This is a genomic window from Haloechinothrix alba (assembly GCF_900188115.1).
GTDB classification, from domain to species: Bacteria; Actinomycetota; Actinomycetes; order Mycobacteriales; family Pseudonocardiaceae; genus Haloechinothrix; species Haloechinothrix alba.
The window spans coordinates 152,251-172,856 of record NZ_FZNW01000009.1 but is presented as its reverse complement, the minus strand read 5'-3'; the positions used below and the strand labels follow the sequence as shown (position 1 = coordinate 172,856).

Below are 20,606 nucleotides of genomic sequence, written 5' to 3'. Positions count from 1 at the left end.
CGATGGAGACAGACGTGACTGCACCCGCAAGTAAGGACAGCTTTGGCTCCCGCTCCACGCTCCGGGTAGGAGACGAATCCTACGAGGTGTTCCGCCTCGACTCCGTCGCCGGCTCCGAGCGCCTCCCCTACAGCCTGAAGATCCTCCTGGAGAACCTGCTCCGTACCGAGGACGGGAAGAACATCACCGCCGACCAGATCTCCGCGCTGGCCGGCTGGGACCCGAAAGCGGAACCGTCGACGGAGATCCAGTTCACCCCCGGCCGGGTCATCATGCAGGACTTCACCGGTGTGCCCTGCGTCGTCGACCTCGCCACCATGCGTGAAGCCGTCACCGAACTCGGCGGTGACCCCGACAAGGTCAATCCGCTCGCGCCCGCAGAGTTGGTCATCGACCACTCCGTGATCATCGACGTGTTCGGCAGCTCCGATGCGTTCGAACGCAACGTCGAGTTCGAGTACGAGCGGAACAAGGAGCGCTACCAGTTCCTGCGCTGGGGCCAGAACGCGTTCGACGAGTTCAAGGTCGTCCCGCCGGGCACCGGGATCGTGCACCAGGTCAACATCGAGTACCTGGCCCGCTCGGTGATGGCGCGCAACGGTCAGGCCTACCCGGACACCTGCGTCGGCACCGACTCGCACACCACCATGGTCAACGGTCTCGGCGTCCTCGGCTGGGGCGTCGGAGGTATCGAGGCCGAGGCGGCCATGCTCGGCCAGCCGGTGTCCATGCTCATCCCCCGCGTGGTCGGCTTCAAGCTCTCCGGCGACCTCCAGCCGGGCGTCACCGCAACGGACGTGGTGCTGACCATCACCGAGATGCTGCGTGAGCACGGCGTCGTCGGTAAGTTCGTCGAGTTCTACGGCGAGAGTGTCGGTGCGGTGCCGCTGGCCAACCGCGCGACCATCGGCAACATGAGCCCCGAGTTCGGCTCCACAGCCGCGATCTTCCCGATCGACGAGGAGACGCTGCGCTACCTCACCCTGACCGGGCGCCCGCAGGAGCAGCTCGACCTGGTCGAGGCATACGCCAAGGAGCAAGGCCTGTGGCACGACCCTGCCAGGGAGCCGGTCTACTCCGAGTACCTCGAGCTCGACCTGTCCACCGTCGTACCGTCGATCGCAGGCCCGAAGCGGCCGCAGGACCGCGTCGCGCTGTCCGCCGCGCGGCCCTCGTTCCGGCAGTCGCTGCGCGACTACGTCACCCACGACGAACAGGTGCCGCACACCAACCTGGACGAGGTCGACGAGGAGTCCTTCCCCGCCAGCGACGCACCGTCGCTGTCCTTCGGCACCGAGGACCGCAGTCCCGCGCGGTCCGCGGCGGCAGGCTCGAACGGCAGGCCGTCCAAACCGGTGACGGTGAACTCGAGCGAGCGCGGCCAGTTCGAGCTCGACCACGGGGCCGTGGTGATCGCCTCCATCACCTCGTGCACCAACACCTCCAACCCGTCGGTGATGCTCGGCGCGGCCCTGCTGGCCCGTAACGCCGTGGAGAAGGGTCTGGAGTCCAAGCCGTGGGTCAAGACGTCGATGGCGCCCGGCTCGCAGGTGGTCACCGACTACTACGAGCGCGCGGGCCTGTGGCCGTACCTGGAGAAGCTGGGCTTCCACCTGGTCGGATACGGCTGCACGACCTGTATCGGCAACTCGGGACCGCTGTCACAGGAGATCTCCGAGGCGATCGCGGACAACGACCTGGCGGCGGTGTCGGTACTGTCCGGTAACCGCAACTTCGAGGGCCGCATCAACCCTGACGTGAAGATGAACTACCTCGCGTCGCCTCCGCTGGTCATCGCATACGCGCTCGCGGGGACGATGGACTTCGACTTCGACAACCAGCCGCTCGGCACCGACCGCGACGGACAACCCGTATACCTGGCCGACATCTGGCCGACCCCCGCCGAGATCCAGCGGACGATCGACTCGTCGATCACCAAGGACATGTTCACCCAGGACTACGCCGACGTGTTCGACGGTGGGCAGCGGTGGAAGTCCTTGCCCACGCCGACCGGCAAGACCTTCGAGTGGGATGCCGACTCCACCTACGTGCGCAAGCCCCCGTACTTCGACGGCATGCGGCTCGAGCCCGCACCGGTGACCGACATCAGCGGGGCGCGGGTACTCGCCAAGCTCGGTGACTCGGTGACCACCGACCACATCTCGCCCGCAGGCGCGATCAAGCTCGACTCCCCCGCAGGCCAGTACCTGGCGGCGCAGGGCATCGAGCGCAAGGACTTCAACTCCTACGGTTCCCGCAGGGGCAACCACGAGGTGATGATCCGCGGCACCTTCGCCAACATCCGCCTGCGCAACCTGCTGCTCGACGACGTGCAGGGTGGCTACACCCGCGACTTCACCCAGCCGGGCGGTCCGCAGTCGTTCATCTTCGACGCCGCGCAGAACTACGCCCAGCAGGACATCCCTCTGGTCGTGCTCGGCGGCAAGGAGTACGGCTCGGGCTCGTCGCGGGACTGGGCAGCCAAGGGCACCCGCCTGCTCGGGGTCCGGGCGGTCATCGCCGAGTCCTTCGAACGGATCCACCGCTCCAACCTGATCGGCATGGGCGTCATCCCGCTGCAGTTCCCGAGCGGGGAGTCGGCGGACTCGCTGGGCATCGACGGCACGGAGACCTTCGACATCAGCGGGATCACCGCGCTGAACGACGGGAGCACCCCGGAGACGGTGCGGGTCACAGCCACCCGCCAGGACGGCTCCACGGTGCGGTTCGACGCCGACGTCCGCATCGACACCCCGGGCGAGGCCGACTACTACCGCAACGGCGGCATCCTGCAGTACGTGCTGCGCAACATGCTGCAGTCGTGACACAGGCCCTGCTCGTCGCAGGGCTGGCGCTGTTCGTCGGCGCTGTCGTACAGGGCGCGGCCGGCTACGGGATGAACCTGCTGGCCGCGCCCGTACTGGCGCTGGTCGATGCCAGCCTGGTGCCGGTGCCGTTGCTGCTGGTCAGCGCCGTGCACGCGATGCTGGCCGTCGCACGCGAGCACCGGCACACCGACTGGTCCGGCGTCGGCTGGGCCATCGCTGGGCGGGTTCCCGGAGTGGCACTCGGCGTGCTCATCGTCGCCTCCCTGGCTCCCCGCCCGTTCTCCGTCGTCGTAGGCCTGTCCGTACTGGTCTGCGTGCTGCTGTCGGTCACGACCTGGCACCCGCAGCCGACGCCGCGCGCACTCGTACTCGGTGGCGTGGCAGGAGGCACGTTCGGAACCGCCGCCACCATCGGCGGACCCCCCATCGCGCTGCTGTACCAGCACCAGAACGGAGCCACGATCCGCTCGACGATGGCGGTCTACTTCGTGTGCGGATCACTGCTCTCGCTCGGTGGGTTGGCGCTCGGCGGCCAGATTCACTCCGACCCCCTCGTCCAGGCTGGCACGCTGCTGCCGTTCATGCTCACCGGGTTCGTGCTGTCCAACCCGCTCCGCCGGTTCCTCGACGCGGGCTGGATGCGGCCCGCCGTCCTGCTGATCGCCACCGCCAGCGCGCTCGCGCTGCTCGTGCGCAGCCTCGTCGGCTGACGCCGGTCCGGCTCCCGCTTCGCCACGTCACAACCGGCTCGACGGTGCCCGGGGTTTCGAGTCGCTAACGAAGCGCCGACGACAGCAGCAGACCCGTCACCCGGTTTCCGCTGTAACGTTAATCCGATCAGGGTAGATATAACTCGTAATTCGAGCGATCGTGATCGCTCCCCTTCATCCTGACCTCGTACAGCAAGGCCGCCACGTGACTGGACGACACACCTCCGCCACCGCGGGCGCGCGCACGTGGCCGACAGCCGTGCTCTCGGCTGCCGCCGGCGTGCTCGCCGTGCTGGTCGTGCTCGTCGGGTTGATGTGGATGATCGGGTCGCCCGACGGCGCCGAGTACCCCGGGCGCGCCGAGCAAGGCGAGCAGACCGGCGAGACCAGCCGGCCCGGGCAGGGCGGACAGGCCGGACAGGCGGAGAGCGGAACCGGCGCCGTCGAGCTGGTCGACTCCACCACGCACACCACCGTCGAGGGCGCTCCGGTGGACCCGGCTCCCCAGCAGGGCACCGACGGGGTCATCGTGCACCCCCTGCGACCGACCCCGGTGCACGCCGAACCGGGCGGCGAGGCAATCGCCAGGATGACGCCCACACAGATCAGCGACACGTGGCTGCCGGTCATCGACGAGCGCGACGGCTGGGTACGCGTGCTGCTTCCGTCCAGGCCGAACGGGTCCACCGGATGGCTCCGCGGCGAGGACCTCGAGCGCGCCTTCACCCCGTACACGATCCATGTGCATCTGGGGTCCATGACGCTGCGCCTGCTCTCCCGCGGCGACGAGATCGGCTCCTGGCCCATCGGTATCGGCAAGCCGGATACACCGACGCCTGCAGGCCGCACCTTCCTGCTCGGTTCGTTCACCGACGCCGCGCAGCAGTTCTCCCCGGTCATCCTGCCGCTGGGGTCGCACAGCGACACGCTGGACGACTTCGGCGGCGGGTCGGGCACCGTGGCCATCCACACCTGGCCGACAGAGGACGTCCTCGGCACCGCAACCAGCCACGGCTGCATCCGCGTTCCGCGGGACGCGCTCGACCGACTCACGGAGGTACCACTGGGGACGCTCGTCCTCGTGGATCAGCAATAACGAAGAAAGGCACGCGATACATGAAACGACGAGCACTCGCCGGAGTGGGAGCCACGGTCGGTTCCCTCACCGCCGCAACCGCACTGTTGATCGGGGCGGTGTCCGGGCACGCCTCGCCGGCCCCCTCCGAGGCCTACGGCGCCTTCATCACCGGCGTGATCGACCCACCGCAGCCGCACGTGCAATCCACCGACGGGACCGAGCAGTCCGACTCACTCGCGGAGCTGCCGGACAACCCGCTGCTGGATCTACGAGCCGCGACGGTCACCGCAGGCGACAGCCACGCCTCGGTGGAGCTCGCCAACGTGGAGATCGTGCCTTCGGGCGGGCTGCCACCCGAGCTCGAGGAAGCGCTGCAGCCGCTACTGGATCCCGTCGAGAGCGGATTCACCCAGCTCTGCGCGGAGGACCCGACGCAAGATCTCAGCGAGCAACTTCCCGCAGAGCTCGATCCGCTGACCGAGCAGCTCAGCCCGCAGCAGATGTGTGACATTGCCGAGGACGGTACTCCAGCCCTGCTGTCGGCCGACCTGATCACGGTGGCCTGCGAGGGCGACTCCGGCACCTTCGAGATCGCCAACCTGCGGCTGCTCGGACAGGAGATCGAGGTCCCCGGCCCGGACGCCAATACGGAGATCCCGCTCGACCCGCTGGTGAACATCACATTCAACAAGCAGTTCAGCGACGACGACGGCTTCACCACACAGGCAATGGCCGTCGAGATCGCCGAAGGCGAGTTCGAGGTCGTGCTGGCCTCCGCCACGTGTGGCACGGCGCAGGATGAGCCCGAGGAGCCCATGGCTCCGAAGCCGACTCCTGTCGAGACCCAGCTGCCCGTGACGGGCTGACCTCCGTACATCGCAGTGGCCCGGCCGGTGAACCGGCCGGGCCACTGCGTCATGCCCGCCCGCGGATGCCCGCGCGTTCGGGCGTGCTCCGAACCGCGCGCCGTTCGGGAGCGCTTGCACTGCCCGGGCCGACCCGGCAGGCGGGTCGCGTTCGGAGACGTCGCCACGAGCCGGATCCGTGGCGGTACGCGCCGCGCGACGGTCCCGATTACCGCACAGTAGCCCGCGAATTCACTGTCACCTCATCACACTGTCGAGTGAAGTTCGCCGGTCAGGCATCATCCGACAAACCGCCTCGAAGGAGCCAGAAGGCGCCCGCGACACGCCGCACGGCGCTGTACCGGGTTCACGCTGCGTCGCCACCAGGTCCCGCCATGACAGCGTTTTCGCAGCTCATGATCACCAATAGGCGACGCCGTTGCGGATACGCGACCATCACGGTGCGTACAAGGTGGATCCCTCGCAGTTGTCCACTCACGAACATGCTAAGTTCATCGGCAGTTCGGGGATGTAAGTAGGTAAACCAGACAGGCACCGGAATTTCCGCGTGCGTCCACATCATTGGGAAGTCAACTGTGTCGGATGAGGGTGTTTCAGGTTCTTCAGGCCGGTCACGCCTGCCCATGCTGCTGGCCTCGGTAGTCGCCGGGGTACTGGCGGTGGCACTGGTGCTGGCCGGAGTCATGTGGCTGACGGGGTCCGACGAGGTCGGTCAGCCACAGGCGGCGAACGAACCGGTGGAGGTGGATCCGACCTCGTTGGAGAATCTGCCGGTCGCCGATACACACGCCACGATCGAGGGCGCTCCCGAGGACCCGGACCCGCAAGGCAAGACGGATGGCACGATCGTCCACCCGACGGTTACCACCCCGGTGCACGACGCCCCGGACGGTGAGCCGATCGCGCGGATGGAGCCCGAGCAACTCGGGGACACTTGGTTGACCGTCATCGATGAGCAGGACGGGTGGGTTCAGGTACTGATGCCGTCACGGCCCAACCTGTCCACCGGCTGGCTGCCCACGGATGACCTCGAGGAGGCGTACACGCCGTACGTCATCGAGGTCCACCTGGAGTCCATGGAAATGAACCTGCGCTTCGAGGGTGAGCAGGTCGAATCCTGGGAGATCGGCATCGGCAAGGAGGACACCCCCACTCCGACGGGGCGTACCTACCTGATGGGATCGTTCACAGACAGCAACCAGCCCTTCTCGGAAGTGATACTTCCGCTGGGGTCGCACAGCGACACGCTGGACGACTTCGGCGGGGGGCCGGGCACCGTGGCCATCCACACCTGGCCGACAGAGGACGTCCTCGGCACCGCGACCAGCCACGGCTGCATCCGCGTACCGCAGCACGCGCTGGAGCGGCTGACCGAGGTACCACTAGGGACTCCGGTCCTCGTGGATCAGCAATAGTACAGAAAGGGACCCAACGAGATATGAAAAGACGAGCAATGGCCGCCGGTGCCGGCGCCAGCGCCGTGGGCGCCGCGACCGCCGTCACCGCACTCGTGCTTGGTTCGGTCACCGGGCACGCCCAGACGGGCACCTCGGAAGCGTTCGGCATTTCGGCGAGTGGCCTCATCCCCATCGAGCCCACACCGCACGTGGTGTCGGAGGACGGCAGCGAGGTGACAGACAGCTCCTTCAGCGTGCCTGAAGATGCGTCAGACCTCATCGAGCTCCACATTCAGCCCGTTCGCGCCGCGGACAACGAGGCCCAGGTCAAGCAGATTGACGCCACTGTCCTGCCTGAGCAGCTCGACCTCGTGGCGACGGTCGAAGACCTCAAGTGCGAGGGCGACTCCAGCTCGCTGAACCACGTGTACGTGGGCCTCGGCGGGGATGAGGTCGTCAACATCCCCGGCCCTGAGGGCACAGAAGAGCACGGGATTCCGGGTGTCCTTGACGTCACGATCCATCAGCAGGGCACGACCGAGGACGGCGACTACACCGCCCAGGGCGTTGTCATCGACGTCCTCGGTGGAGCCGAGGGTGCCGTTGAGGATGGCGTTCTGCCGCCGGAGCTGATCGACCCGCTGAACGAGCTCGCCGGCCAGACGATCACCATCGGTTCCGTCACCTGCGGCGGTCCCGCCGATGACGGTGACAACGGTGACAATGGCGACAACGGCGACGACGGTGACAACGGCGACGACGGTGACGACGGCGACGACGGCGACGACGGCGACGGTGACGACGGCAAGCCGACGGCCCCGAAGCCGACTCCGACCGAGACCGAGCTCCCGGTCACGGGCTGAGCCCCGCCTCACCCCGACCCGCGTGGGCCCTGCCGAGATCTTCTCGGCAGGGCCCACGTTCTTGTGCTCTCCCCGCCCGCTCGACGGATGCATTACCGCCCGACCGCCGACAGCCCGATCTCGGCAGCCGTGGAGCGCACCACGTCGATGATCAGGTTCAGCGCAGGCCTCCGCAGCGCGGTGCTGCGATACACGATCGACACCGTGCGAGTGATCGGCGCGGTCAGCGCGAGGGCATCCATTCCGGGCGGCCGCAACTGCAACCCCAGATCGGACACCAGCGTGACGCCGAGCCCGGCAGCCACCATGGACATCGCCGTCGACTGCTCCTCCACCTCGTGGGTGATCCGCAGATCGAACCCGTTGCGCAAGCACGCGGCGCGCACGGCGGTACCGAAGTGGCTCTTCGGCCCGGAGAGAATCCACGGCTGGTCGGCCAGATCCGCGAGGTCCACAGGGCCCGAGCCCAACGTCCCCGCCGGGGCGGCGACGTGCAGCCGCTCAACGGCGATCTGCGAGCCGAGCAGGCTGGAGTCCCACGGCATCGGCGCATCGGCGTAGTCGATCACGAAGGCGAGGTCGAGCTCACCGTCCCGAACCGCGACCGCGGTCGCTTCCGGTGCCAGCTGCTTGGTTCTCAGCTGGATCCCCGGATGCCGACCGGCCAATGTGTCCATCGCCTTCGGTAACAGTCCTGCCGCGACTGTCGCGAATACACCCGTGGTCAACCGGACCGTTATCGCTTCCTGTGCCTCCTCCAGCGCCATGCTGGCCCGTTCGACAGCTCCGAGGATCTCCTCGGCGTGCTCGGCAAGCAACGTACCGAGCTCGGTGAGCTGTACCCGCCTGCCGATCCGCTCGAACAACCGCGCGCCGACATCGCGCTCCAGCTGCGCCAGCTGCTGCGACACGGCCGAGGCCGTGTAGTGCAGCGACGACGCCGCGGCCGTCACGGTCCCCCTGCGGTGTAGCTCCCGCAGCATCCTCAACCGGTGTAGCGACAGGTCCATGAATGAACCATAAACAGACCAGTCCACGATCCGTAACTAGACGCGCAGGCAGTGGCGCAACCATGCTGGAAGGAGCAACGGGGCCCATGCTCGTCGCACGGATCGAACCGCCTCAGTCACCACGACGTCCTCGCCGGCCGGCCAACTACCTCATGGGCACGCGGCTGGTCTCGAGATCGCCGAGTGAGACGATCCGACCACGACAGGCCCGACCCGTGATCTGTGCGTATGTCTGGAGGTGGTGGACCGATGACGACACGCGACCCCATGGTGCAAGTCACCTGGACCGACCCGGTCACGGGAAAGCGTGGCTACCTGGTCGTGCACAGCTTGGTCTCCGGTCTGACCACCGGAGGCACCCGGATGCGGGCGGGCTGCACCGCCTCCGAGGTGGCCGATCTGGCGAGGGGGATGGACGCCAAGACCGCGGCGTTCAACCTGCCGATCGGCGGCGCCAAGGGCGGCATCGACTGCGACCCCAAGGACCCTGAGGCGCGTGGGGTGCTCGAGCGGTTCTGCACGGCCATGCGGCCCTGGCTGGACGACCACTGGGTCACCGCGGAGGACCTCGGAGTGCCGCAGGACCTCATCGACGACGTGTTCGCCTCCCTCGGACTGGACCAGACCTACCACGCCGCGATCAGGCGCGCACCCGACCCGCAACGCACCCTCCAGCGGGTGCGTGCGGGCCTGCACACGCCCGTTCCCGGGGGCCACGTCCTCGGCGACGTGATCGGCGGGTACGGCGTCGCACAGGCCTGCCTCGGCATCGCGAGCGCCTGGGGCTGGACCGAGGACGCCACGACGGTCGCCGTGCAGGGGGTGGGCACCATGGGCGGCGGCGCCGCCTGGTACCTGCACGAGGCAGGCGTGCCGATCGTGGCCGTCGCCGACGCGCGGGGCACGCTGTACGACCCGCAGGGCCTGGACATCCCGATGCTCCTCGAGCTCCGGGACGGCTACGGCGAGATCGACCGCGACCGGCTCCCTGCCGACGTGCGGCAGCTGCCCAGGGACGCGATCACCTCCGTCGAGGCCGACATCCTCGTGCCCGCCGCGATCTCGTACGCGATCACCGAGGCCAACGTCGGTGCTGTCCGGGCGAAGGTGGTCGTGGAGGCGGCGAACGCGGCGACCACGCCGGAGGCGGAGGCGGTGCTGACCGCCCGGGGCGTACCGGTGATCGCGGACTTCATCGCCAACGCGGGTGCCGCGGCATGGGCATGGTGGCTGCTGCTCGGCGAGGTCGGCGCGGAGCCCGCGGACTCGTTCCTGCGGCTGCGCTCGGAGATGCAGTCCAAGGTCGCGTTGCTCCTCGCGGACTGGGACTCGGCACGGATTCCGCCGCGTGAATCCGGAATCGCGCTCGCCGACCGCAACCGCGCCCAGAGCGTCGAGGCCGAATCCCGCGGCTCCGGCGCCCTCGCGATCCCGTAGGTTGAATGACGCTTTCAGTCCGCGTGGCGGACTGAAAGCGTCATTCAACCACCCTTGTGGAGTGAAAGCGTCATTCAGCGTGTCCTCCTGGCGGGTGGGAGGGATATCGCAGTACGTACGTACGGATTGCACGAACGGCCGCACCGGTGACAGGATCACAGGGTGCCACGGGTGAGTCAGGATCATCTGGACGCGCGCCGTCGACAGATACTCGACGGCGCGCGGGTGTGTTTCGCGCGCTACGGCTACGAGGCCGCCACCGTGCGCAGGCTCGAGGACACCATCGGCCTCTCGCGCGGGGCCATCTTTCATCACTTCAAGGACAAGGAGTCGTTGTTCCTCGCCCTCGCCGAGGACGACGCGGCACGCATGGCCGATGTGGTCGCCCGCCAAGGGCTCGTCCAGGTCATGCGCGACCTGCTCGCCGGGGACAGCGCCCACCCGCCCGACTGGCTCGGCACGCGCCTCGAGGTCTCCCGGCGGCTACGTACCGATCCCGAGTTCCGTGCGCGTTGGGCCGAGCGGTCCCGGAAGATCACCGTCGCGACCCGGGACCGGCTGCTGCGCCAGCGCGAGGCGGGGAAGCTGCGCGACGACGTGGATGTGGACGTGCTCACCTCGTTCCTCGAACTGGTACTCGAGGGACTTGTCTCACACCTGGCCATGGGCTTCCCCGCCGATGACGTGGAACCTGTGCTGGACCTCGTCGAGGAGACGGCCCGCCGGCACCGGGCCGGCGGGTAACGCACGACACGCACACTCGGCGGGCCCGGAACACGCGAGCTATTCTGAGCGACCGGTAACGGGCTATCATCGGAACTGCCGAGTGTTCACTGGCCCGTCGTATTGACACCTCCCATACAACGCCGACATCGCTGCAAGGAGTGACCACCCCTCGTGCGCATTGCGCCGTCACCCGATGACAGTGTCTTGTGCCGCCCGCGTCGCGGTCACCACCGTGTTCGATACCGCGCGCGCCATCGTCACCACGCTGTGTGCTCCCCCGGCTCGGCGGCTGAGCACGCGTCGAGCCGCCCGGTCCGAAGCAGGCGCACCGGATCCACCGAGCGGGGCGGCCGCTGATGGACTCGTTGCTCGCCGCCGGCGGTGTGCTGTTCTTCCTGCTGCTGACCGTGGGTACCGGGCTCGCTGTCGCCGCTGAGTTCTCGCTGACCGCGCTGGAACGCAGCACCGTCGAGACCAACATCCGGCAGCGCGGTGACCGCCGCGCGCGCACCGTGCTGAAAGCCCACCGCACCCTGTCGTTCCAGCTGTCCGGGGCGCAGGTCGCGATCACCATCACCACTCTGGTCAGCGGTTTCCTCGCCGAACCGATCGTCGGCGAGCTCGTCCGGCCGCTCTTCACGGCGCTGGGTGCAGGCGAGCGAGCGGCAGGCGTCATCTCGCTGGCGACCGCGTTGTTCCTGGCGACCTCCCTGTCGATGGTCCTCGGTGAGATGGTGCCCAAGAACCTCGCCATCGCACACCCGCTGGGCACCGCGCGCTTCGTCGCCGGTTACCACTCCACGTTCTCGGACCTGTTCGCCTGGCTGATCCGGTTGCTCAACAACAGCGCCAACCGAATCGTCCGCCTGTTCGGTATCGAGCCTCAGGAAGAGCTGCGCTCGGCGCGTTCACCCCAGGAGCTCGGGTCGATCGTGCGCTCCAGTGCCGAGCGAGGCACGCTCAACGCCGCCACGGCGGAGCTGCTCGGCCGCTCGCTGCGCTTCGGCAACCGCACAGCCGGTGAGCTGATGACCCCGCGCGTGCGCATCCAGTACCTGCTCCGGCACAGCTCGATCAACGACCTGCTCGCGCTGGCGCGCAGCACGGGGCTGTCCCGTTTCCCGGTCTGCAGTGAGGACCTCGACGGCGTCATCGGCGCCGTACACATCAAGCAGGCGTTCACCGTTCCCGCGGCCGAGCGCGATGCCGTCGAGGTCGTGTCGCTGACCCGCCCCATCCCCACCGTGCCCGAGTCGCTACAGGGCGATGCGCTGCTCAACCGGCTTCGCGACTCCGGCCTGCAGCTGGCGATCATCGTCGACGAGTACGGCGGCACCGCGGGCCTGGTCACCCTCGAAGACGTCGTCGAGGAGATCATCGGGGACGTGCGCGATGAGCACGACTACGGCGAGGAGGCCCCCGCCAAGCAGACCGGCGAACACAGCTGGCTGGTCTCCGGGCAGCTGCGCGGTGACGAGCTCGCCGAGGTCACCGGATTCGTCATGCCCGAAGGCGACTACGAGACCGTCGCCGGGCTCGTGCTGGCGACCCTCGGCGCGATCCCGAGCCCGGGCGAGTCGGTCACCGTCGGCGATTGGCAGCTCACCGTCACCCGGCTCGACCGGCACCGTATCGCGGAGCTCAGCGTACGGAAACTGGACGCGGAGGAGATGCCGGAGCACGGGACGGTGCGGTCATGAACGACTGGTTCGCCTTCCTGACGATCGTGCTCCTACTGCTGGCCAACGCCTTCTTCGTCGGCGCGGAGTTCGCACTGATCTCCTCACGCCGGGACCGGCTGGAGGCCCTGCTCGAGCAAGGCAAGACGCGGGCACGGATCGTCATCAGCGCGAGCAAGAACGTCTCCCTGATGCTGGCAGGCGCCCAGCTGGGCATCACGATCTGCTCCCTGCTGCTCGGGCGCCTCGGTGAGCCCGCTGTGGCCCACCAGCTGGCACTACTGTTCGACCTGACCGACGTGCCGGCGTACATCACACACGCGATCTCGTTCGCGATCGCCCTGGCATTGGTCACCGTCGCGCACGTGCTTCTCGGCGAGATGGTCCCGAAGAACCTCGCCATCGCCGAGCCGGAACGCCTCGCGCTGTGGCTGGTTCCCGTGCACGTGGTGTGGGTGAAGGTAGCCAGCCCCTTCATCTGGACGCTCAACATCACAGCCAACCTCATCCTGCGCATGTTCCGCGTGACGCCGAAGGACGAGATGGAGACCGCGTACACCTCGCGCGAGCTCGCAGAGCTGCTGAGCCAGTCCCGGAAGGAGGGGCTCATCGAGCACTCCGAGCACCGCAGGCTCAGCCAGACGCTGTCCTCGGTGGAGAAGTCGGTCGCGGACGTTCTCGTGCCCTCGGGCGAGCTCACCACCCTGGGGCAGGAAGCCACCGTCGGTGACGTCGAACGGGCGGTGTCGGCGACCGGGTTCTCCCGCTTCCCGGTACGCACCGACTCCGATGAGCTCGTCGGCTACGTCCACCTCAAGGACGTGCTCGACCAGATCAACGAGCGGACCGACTCCCCCGTACCGGCGAGCAGGTTGCGCCGCCTCACGCGGCTACCGGTCACCGCGCGGCTCGACGACGCGCTGTCGGCCATGCGGCAGGACGGCAGCCACCTGGCGTGCGCGGTCGCCGACGACGGCGCGACCATGGGCGTGGTCGCACTCGAAGACCTCGTCGAGGAGTACGTCGGAACGGTTCGTGACGGCACCCATGTGGCACTCTGAGTACACGTATGACGCGCAGCAACGCTACTCTCGCCTTCCCGCACGCCGTACTCGCCGAGGAGGACTGGCGTGCCCGTGAGCGCGCCCACGCCGAACGGGTGTGCCACTGGACCGAGCCGCACAGGCAGCGCAAGGCACGTGGTGCCAAGCACCCCGTCTGGGACTTCCTGTTCACCTACTACTCCTACCGACCCTCCCGGCTGGAGCGCTGGCAACCCGGCCCGGGTGTCGTCCTGGCCGGTACGGGCGCGGGCCGGTTCCTCGACCGTGCCGGCTATCGCGCGGTCTCCGAGGGGGTCACCCTCGACATGGCACGGTTCCACCGGACAAGGAGCGACTCGACCCGGTTCATCCTGTCCCTCCTTGAAGCCACGGCCGAGCGCCCGGCCAGGCTGAACTGTTTCGGGCTCCACGAGTGGGCCATGGTCTACCGCGAGCGCGGCGACGCCATCCGGCACTCCGAGGTACCCCTGCGGTTGGGGGCGGACGGCACCGACGACGTCGTCGACGCACTCGACGTACGCTGCAGCCACTACGACGCGTACCGGTTCTTCAGCGAAGCGGCCAAACCGCTCAACTCCACCACGCCGACCCGCTCCGACCAGCGCGCGCACGAGCAACCGGGATGCCTCCACGCGAACATGGACCTGTTCAAATGGGCCTACAAGCTCGACCCGTTCGTCCCCTCCGAGCTGCTGGCCGACACCTTCGAGCTGGCCGCGCGGGTTCGCGAGCTGGACATGCGCGCGAGCCCCTACGACCTGAGTGACTACGGCTTCTCCCCGGTCCGCATCGAGACCAGCCAGGGGCGAGCCGAGTACGCGCGCGCCCAGGCGGGGTTCTCGCGGCGCGCAGCGTCCCTGCGCGCGAGGCTGATCGACCACTGCCGGGCGCTGCTCGACCACGGCGGTGAACCGGATGCCGCGGGAGCTGTTCACACCGGGCCGGCAGCGGTGGAAGGCTGACCGACACAGCCAGTGAGCCTCGCTACGCCAGGTGAGCGACTGGCCGGAGCGAACGCAGACTGACCATCACATTTCGTTGACCCCACTCGCCTACCAGAGTGATAGCATCAACGACGGTGCACGTGCACATACCGATCTGATTGCGAAAGGGTCTCGACACGGATGGGGCGACACAGCAAGGCAACGCCTCGCGCGGGTTCCCTGGTCAGGCGTCCTCGGCAGTCCGGAAGCCACCGGGCGGACGACGACGCCGCACAGCGCCGCGGCATCGCCGGCTGGGCGATCGCCAGCATGGTCGCAGCGGGGCTGCTCGCGGTCGGTGGTGTCGGCTGGGTATGGGGCACCAACGCGATGAACACCCGGGCAGAGGCGAAGTCGCAGGAGTGCGAGGAACACAGCACCCTGCACGTCCTGGCCGACGAGGGCATCGTCGAGCCGGTCGAGGCCGTCGCCGAGGAGTGGAACTCGGGTGACGAGGTGGTGCGCGCACACTGCGTGACGGTCCAGGTGACCGGTGCCGACTCGGAGAGCGCAGGCGAGACGCTCGCCGGGTCCGACACGGACAGGGATATCCCGGCGGTCTGGATCCCCGCCTCCACCGGCCAGGTCGACGCCCTGGCCGATGCCCGCTCCGACCGCGTCGCCGCGGAACCCGAGTCGGTCACCGGCGACGGGGACGGCGACTACCCGCTTGTCCGGATCCAGGGCCCCGGCGTGGACGACGTGCAGGAACGAGCCGCCCAGAAGTTCCACACGTTCGTGTTCGAGCCGGAGCGGCAAGCGGTGTTCGACACGGTCGACGAGCCGTGACCCCCGTGCGGTAGCCGCCGCTACACGCGGTTGAACGTGTCGGGGTCCGGGCCCGTGCGGGTCCCGTCGTCGAGCTCACCGAGCGTCGCCATGTCTTCGGCGTCGAGCTCGAAGTCGAAGACATCGTAGTTCTGCACGATCCGCTGCTGAGTGACGGACTTCGGACCACGTTGCCGAGTTGAATGTGCCAGCGCAGCACGATCTGGGCGGGGGTCTTGCCGTACTTGCCCGCCAGTCCTGTCACCCTGCCGTCCTCGAGAACCTCGCCCTTGGCCAGCGGGCTCCACGCCTCGGTGACGATGCCGTTGGCCTCGTGGAAGCGGCGCAGCTCGTGCTGTTGCAGCCTCGGGTGCAGCTCGATCTGGTTGATGGCAGGCGGCACGTCCGCCTCGCCGAGAAGTTTCCGCAGGTGCGGGATGTGGAAGTTCGACACCCCGATCGCCCGCGCGCGTCCTTCGGAACGGATCCGTTCCAGCGCCCGCCAGGACTGCGTGTACAGGTCACGCTCGGGAACGGGCCAGTGGATCAGGTAGAGGTCGACGTAGTCCATGCCCAGCGCCGTCAGGCTCGCGTCGAAAGCCGCGAGCGTCGCGTCGTAGCCGTGGTCGGAGTTCCACAACTTGGTGGTGACGAACAGCTCGTCCCTGCCGATCCCGCAGTGCTGCACGGCCTTTCCGACGGCTTCCTCGTTGCCGTACGCGGCGGCCGTATCGATGCTGCGGTACCCGGCGTCGAGCGCCATCTCCACGCTCCGGGCGGTCTTCTCCTGCGGGATCTGGAACACTCCGTAGCCGAGCTGAGGTATCCGCACACCGTCGTCGAGCGTGATCTGCGGGGTCATAGCTGTCTCCTCCCGTACGGCACACACGTGACGCGCCGCACCCGACGTACCCGTCACGCAGAACGTTCGCTTGTCTCACGAGATGATCGCACAGTGACATGCCAATGAGTAACGAGACCGGCCGGGACTCGCGGGCCGCAAGGGTCACTCCCCTGCCCTTGGCGTTCCTGCTGCTGGGCACGCTGGCGGTACATGTGGCCATGTTCCTCAACCGCCCCGCGGCGTCCTACCGCGTGCTGGCGCTGGACGGTGACGCCCAGGCCGTCGGGCTCGTCGCGGCCTCCAGCGCGGTGCTGCCTGTCGTGCTCGCCATCCCGATGGGCCGGTGGTCGGATCGCGGCAAGGCGCCCGCCCTGCTCCTCGGCGGCGGGGCCGTCATGGTGCTCGGGTCGCTCCTGCTCGCCCACGCGGGATCGCTGCCGAGCATGGCCGCGTCCAACGCGATCCTCGGGGTCGGGCAGCTCGCGCTCATGGTCGCCGCACAGTCGGTCATCGCCGACCTGTCCACTCCGGCGCAGCAGGACAGGAACTTCGGCCTGTTCACCGCCGCGGCCTCGCTCGGGCAGCTGCTCGGACCGCTGCTCGGCGGCTGGGTGATCTCCGGCCGGGACTCCGCGGAGCTGCTCGAGGCCACCACACGGGCCTTCTGGGTGGGCGCGGGGGCCGCCGTGCTGATCGTGCTGTTCTACGGGCTGATGGTGTTCGTCCTGCGCGGCAGCACGTTCGGCACCTCCGCCCCCGCGGGCGAGACCCATCAGCCCGGCCGTGGCTCCGCGCTGGCCATGCTGCGCAACCGCCAGCTGTCCGTGGCGGTCTTCGTGAGCTTCAGTGTCATGGCCACTGTCGACCTGCTCGTCGCCTACATGCCTGTACTCGGGGAACACCACGGCTTGTCACCCACCGTCGTCGGCGTCCTGCTCGCCGTCCGCGCCGGGTTCTCCTTCCTGTCCCGGCTGCTCATCCCGGTACTGCTTCGCCACGTCGAGCGCCTGCTGCTACTCGCCATCAACGCGACGCTCGCCGCGGGAACCGTGTTCGGCGTCGTGGTCATCGACGACCCGATCACACTGGCCGTGCTGCTGATGGTGCTCGGCATGAGCCTGGGACTCGGCCAGCCGCTCACGATGACCTGGGTCGTGCGCGAGGCGCCGACCCAGCTGCGTTCCACGGCTCTCGCGCTGCGTATCACGGCCAACCGGGTGGCGCAGGCCGCAGGCCCGGCGGTGGCAGGTGGGCTGTCCACGCTCGTGGGCGTCACGGGCCCGTTCTGGCTGATGGCGGTGCTACTCACCGCGAGCACCGGCGCGATCCTGCCGTTGCGCCGCCGGCCCCGCGCGTGACGGGTGGCACGACCCGCATGCGCGGGGCCGGCAACGGATCAGCTCGAGTACGCGTCGATGGGCGGGCAGGAGCACACCAGGTTGCGGTCCCCGCCTGCCTGGTCGATCCGCCGGACCGGGGGCCACACCTTGTGCGCCGGATCCCCCGTCGGGAACACCGCGACCTCACGGCTGTACGGCCGGTCCCACTGCCCGGCGATGCACCGCGCGGTGTGCGGAGCATGACGCAGCGGGCTCTCCTCCAGCGGCCACTCGCCGGAGGCGACCCGGTCGATCTCACCACGAATGGCGATCATGGCGTCGCAGAACCTGTCGAGCTCGGCCAGGTCCTCGCTCTCCGTCGGCTCCACCATCAACGTGCCTGCGACCGGGAACGACATGGTTGGCGCGTGCAGCCCGTAGTCGGCGAGACGCTTGGCAACGTCGTCCACGGTCACGCCGGTGGACTTGGTGATACCCCGCAGGTCGAGGATGCACTCGTGAGCGACGAGCCCGTCCTGCCCCGCGTACAGCACGGGGTAGTACTCGTCGAGGCGGCGCGCCACGTAGTTCGCCGTGGCCATGGCCGTCAGGGTCGCCTTGGTGAGCCCTTCCGAGCCCATCATGCGCACGTACGCCCAGGATATGGGCAGGATCGACGCACTCCCCCAGGGCGCGGCACTGATCGGGCCGACGCCCGTCTCGGGGCCTGCCGCGTCCTGCAGCGGATGGTTCGGCAGGAACGGCGCCAGGTGCTCGCGCACGCCGATCGGTCCGACCCCGGGACCGCCGCCACCGTGCGGGATGCAGAAGGTCTTGTGCAGGTTCAGATGGGACACATCGGATCCGAACTTGCCGTACCGTGCCAGTCCGATCAGCGCGTTCAGGTTCGCACCGTCCACGTAGACCTGACCACCCGCGTCGTGCACGACACCACACACCTCCTGCACGGTGTCCTCGTACACGCCGTGCGTGGAGGGATACGTGATCATGATCGCCGCGAGGTCGTCCTTGTGCTGCTCGGTCACGTCACGCAGGTGCGCGAGGTCGATGTTGCCCTCGCTGTCACACTTGACCACGATCACCCGCATGCCTGCCATCACCGCGCTCGCGGCGTTCGTGCCGTGCGCGCTCGACGGAATCAGGCACACGTCGCGGTCCGGCTCACCGCGTTCCCTGTGGTACGCGCGGATCGCGAGCAGGCCGGCGAACTCGCCCTGGCTGCCTGCGTTCGGCTGCAGCGATACCGCGTCGTAGCCGGTGATCTGCGCGAGCCACCGCTCCAGGTCGGCGATCACGCGAAGGATGCCCGGCGCGTCCTCGGCAGGGGCGAACGGGTGCAGCTCGGCGAACTCCGGCCAGGTGATCGGCTCCATCTCGGCGGTGGCGTTGAGCTTCATGGTGCAGGAGCCCAGCGGGATCATGCTGCGGTCCAAGGCGACGTCCGCGTCGGCGAGCCTGCGCAGGTACCGCAGCAGCGCGGTCTCGGAACGGTAGGTGTGAAAGACCGGGTGGGAGAGGTACTCGCTGTTGCGAGTGAGCTCCTCCGGCAACGCGCCGGGAGTCTCGGCGTCCAGGCTGTCCACATCCGACACCGAGATTCCGAATACCTTCCACACCAAGGCAAGGTGCTCGCGCGTGGTCGACTCGTCACAGGTGATACCGACATGGTCGTCATCGACCTGCAACACGTTGACTCCGAGGCCGCGCGCCGACTCCACCACCGCCGCGGCGCGGCCGGGAACCCGGGCGCGCACGGTGTCGAAGAAGTCGTCGTGTACCACCTCGACACCGTTGCGGGTCAGTCCCGCGGACAGCACCGTAGCCATCCGGTGTGCGCGCATCGCGATGGCGCGCAGCCCCTCCGGCCCGTGGTACACCGCGTACGCCGAGGCGATCACAGCCAGCAGTACCTGGGCCGTACAGATGTTGGATGTGGCCTTCTCGCGCCGGATGTGTTGTTCCCGGGTCTGCAGGGCGAGCCGGTAGGCCCGCGTGCCGTCCGCGTCCACGCTGACACCGACCAGGCGGCCGGGAAGGTGCCGCTCGAGGCCCTCGCGCACGGCCATGTAGCCGGCGTGCGGACCGCCGAAACCCATCGGCACGCCGAACCGCTGCGCCGAGCCGACCACGACGTCGGCACCCATCTCACCGGGTGCGCGGACCAGCGTGAGCGCCAGCGGGTCGGCGGCGACGACCGTCGCGGCGCCGATGTCGGCTGCCTCGGCGATGATCCCCTCGATGTTACGCAGCCTGCCCGAGGCGCCCGGGTAGGACAGCAACACGCCGAAGGCCTCCCCTTCGACGCCTGCTGCGGCCAACCCGCCGGAGAGGTCCGCCCGCACGATCTCGATGCCCAGCGGCTCGGCTCGCGTCTCCAACACCGCGATGGTCTGCGGCAGGGTGTCGGAGTCGACGACGAAACGGCTGGACTTCGACTTGCTGGAACGCCGGAGCAGCGTCATCGCCTCGGCGGCGGCCGTCGACTCGTCCAGCATCGAGGCGTTCGCGATCGCCAGGCCGGTGAGGTCGGAGATCATGGTCTGGAAGTTCAGTAACGCCTCCAGCCTGCCCTGCGAGATCTCCGGCTGGTACGGGGTGTAGGCGGTATACCAGGCAGGGTTCTCGAGGATGTTGCGGCGAATCACCGGCGGCGTGATCGTGCTGTGATAGCCCAGCCCGATCATCTGGGTGTTCGTCCGGTTCTCCGCGGCCAGCGAGCGCAGCTCGGCGAGCGCCTGCGCCTCGGTGGCAGCGGCAGGCAGGTCGAGCGACCCGGCAACCGAGTCGTTCTCGAGGATCGACGAGGGCACGGCGCGGCGCGCCAGCTCCTCGAGGGAGTCCACGCCGATGACCTTCAACATCTGCGCGAGCTCGTCACGGCCTGGGCCGATGTGTCGCTCTGCGAACGGCGTACCGTGCTCGAGCGCGGACAGCGAAGTCGGCTCATGGGGGTGACGCTCTGTAGCCATCTGGTGCCTCCGGGGTCGGGTTCGCGGCGCGGGTCACTACCTTG

At 68.5% G+C, this 20,606-nt stretch carries 15 protein-coding genes and 1 pseudogene; 13 read left to right on the top strand and 3 right to left on the bottom strand.

The window, feature by feature from the left end; all coding sequences use genetic code 11:
• Nucleotides 1–14 precede the first annotated feature (14 nt).
• From CHB84_RS10720 to CHB84_RS22880, 6 genes are all read left to right on the top strand, one after another.
• Nucleotides 15–2,825: an aconitate hydratase gene (locus CHB84_RS10720; protein ID WP_089301396.1), complete on the top strand. Its 2,811-nt coding sequence runs from the start codon at nucleotides 15–17 to the stop codon at nucleotides 2,823–2,825.
• Nucleotides 2,822–3,538, top strand: coding sequence for a sulfite exporter TauE/SafE family protein (locus CHB84_RS10715; protein ID WP_089301395.1), 717 nt, complete (start codon nucleotides 2,822–2,824; stop codon nucleotides 3,536–3,538). Before CHB84_RS10720 ends, CHB84_RS10715 begins: the two co-directional genes overlap by 4 nt.
• Nucleotides 3,539–3,743: 205 nt before the next feature.
• Nucleotides 3,744–4,634, top strand: coding sequence for a L,D-transpeptidase (locus CHB84_RS10710; protein ID WP_217898513.1), 891 nt, complete (start codon nucleotides 3,744–3,746; stop codon nucleotides 4,632–4,634).
• Nucleotides 4,635–4,654: 20 nt separating this feature from the next.
• Entirely contained in the window at nucleotides 4,655–5,482 is an 828-nt protein-coding gene (locus CHB84_RS10705) for a choice-of-anchor P family protein (RefSeq protein WP_141134642.1), read from the top strand.
• A 623-nt stretch (nucleotides 5,483–6,105) separates the two neighbouring features.
• A complete protein-coding gene (locus tag CHB84_RS10700) occupies nucleotides 6,106–6,897 on the top strand; it encodes a L,D-transpeptidase (RefSeq protein WP_089301393.1) in 792 nt (263 codons plus the stop codon).
• Nucleotides 6,898–6,920: 23 nt separating this feature from the next.
• On the top strand, nucleotides 6,921–7,742 hold the full coding sequence (locus CHB84_RS22880) for a hypothetical protein (RefSeq protein ID WP_176439901.1): 822 nt from the start codon (nucleotides 6,921–6,923) through the stop codon (nucleotides 7,740–7,742).
• 92 nt (nucleotides 7,743–7,834) lie between these two features.
• Here the strand turns inward: CHB84_RS22880 and CHB84_RS10690 are convergent, their stop codons facing one another.
• Nucleotides 7,835–8,752 (bottom strand): LysR family transcriptional regulator, encoded by a 918-nt coding sequence (locus CHB84_RS10690; protein ID WP_089301391.1) that lies wholly within the window; start codon nucleotides 8,750–8,752, stop codon nucleotides 7,835–7,837.
• A 249-nt stretch (nucleotides 8,753–9,001) separates the two neighbouring features.
• Here CHB84_RS10690 and CHB84_RS10685 point away from each other — a divergent pair, with 249 nt between their 5' ends.
• The 6 genes from CHB84_RS10685 to CHB84_RS22875 all read left to right on the top strand — a co-directional run bounded on the left by CHB84_RS10685 (nucleotide 9,002) and on the right by CHB84_RS22875 (nucleotide 15,430).
• Nucleotides 9,002–10,189 carry a Glu/Leu/Phe/Val family dehydrogenase gene (locus CHB84_RS10685; RefSeq protein WP_089301390.1) on the top strand — a complete coding sequence of 396 codons (1,188 nt, stop codon included), beginning with the start codon at nucleotides 9,002–9,004 and terminating at the stop codon, nucleotides 10,187–10,189.
• A 162-nt stretch (nucleotides 10,190–10,351) separates the two neighbouring features.
• Nucleotides 10,352–10,933, top strand: a complete 582-nt coding sequence (locus CHB84_RS10680; RefSeq protein WP_089301389.1) for a TetR/AcrR family transcriptional regulator — start codon at nucleotides 10,352–10,354, stop codon at nucleotides 10,931–10,933.
• A gap of 338 nt (nucleotides 10,934–11,271) precedes the next feature.
• On the top strand, nucleotides 11,272–12,615 hold the full coding sequence (locus CHB84_RS10675; protein WP_089301388.1) for a hemolysin family protein: 1,344 nt from the start codon (nucleotides 11,272–11,274) through the stop codon (nucleotides 12,613–12,615).
• Nucleotides 12,612–13,655 carry a hemolysin family protein gene (locus CHB84_RS10670; protein ID WP_089301387.1) on the top strand — a complete coding sequence of 348 codons (1,044 nt, stop codon included), beginning with the start codon at nucleotides 12,612–12,614 and terminating at the stop codon, nucleotides 13,653–13,655. Before CHB84_RS10675 ends, CHB84_RS10670 begins: the two co-directional genes overlap by 4 nt.
• Nucleotides 13,656–13,663: 8 nt before the next feature.
• Nucleotides 13,664–14,620, top strand: a complete 957-nt coding sequence (locus tag CHB84_RS10665) for a 3-methyladenine DNA glycosylase (RefSeq protein ID WP_245818669.1) — start codon at nucleotides 13,664–13,666, stop codon at nucleotides 14,618–14,620.
• 162 nt (nucleotides 14,621–14,782) lie between these two features.
• Nucleotides 14,783–15,430 carry a hypothetical protein gene (locus CHB84_RS22875; protein WP_089301386.1) on the top strand — a complete coding sequence of 216 codons (648 nt, stop codon included), beginning with the start codon at nucleotides 14,783–14,785 and terminating at the stop codon, nucleotides 15,428–15,430.
• Between the two features lie 20 nt (nucleotides 15,431–15,450).
• Here CHB84_RS22875 and CHB84_RS10655 read toward each other — a convergent pair.
• Nucleotides 15,451–16,271, bottom strand: a pseudogene (locus tag CHB84_RS10655) (aldo/keto reductase).
• A 104-nt stretch (nucleotides 16,272–16,375) separates the two neighbouring features.
• On the opposite strand from CHB84_RS10655, the gene CHB84_RS10650 reads away from it, so the two are divergent.
• Entirely contained in the window at nucleotides 16,376–17,611 is a 1,236-nt protein-coding gene (locus CHB84_RS10650) for an MFS transporter (protein WP_176439900.1), read from the top strand.
• A gap of 38 nt (nucleotides 17,612–17,649) precedes the next feature.
• Here the strand turns inward: CHB84_RS10650 and gcvP are convergent, their stop codons facing one another.
• On the bottom strand, nucleotides 17,650–20,562 hold the full coding sequence (gcvP, locus tag CHB84_RS10645; RefSeq protein ID WP_089301384.1) for an aminomethyl-transferring glycine dehydrogenase: 2,913 nt from the start codon (nucleotides 20,560–20,562) through the stop codon (nucleotides 17,650–17,652).
• Between the last annotated feature and the right edge of the window lie 44 nt (nucleotides 20,563–20,606).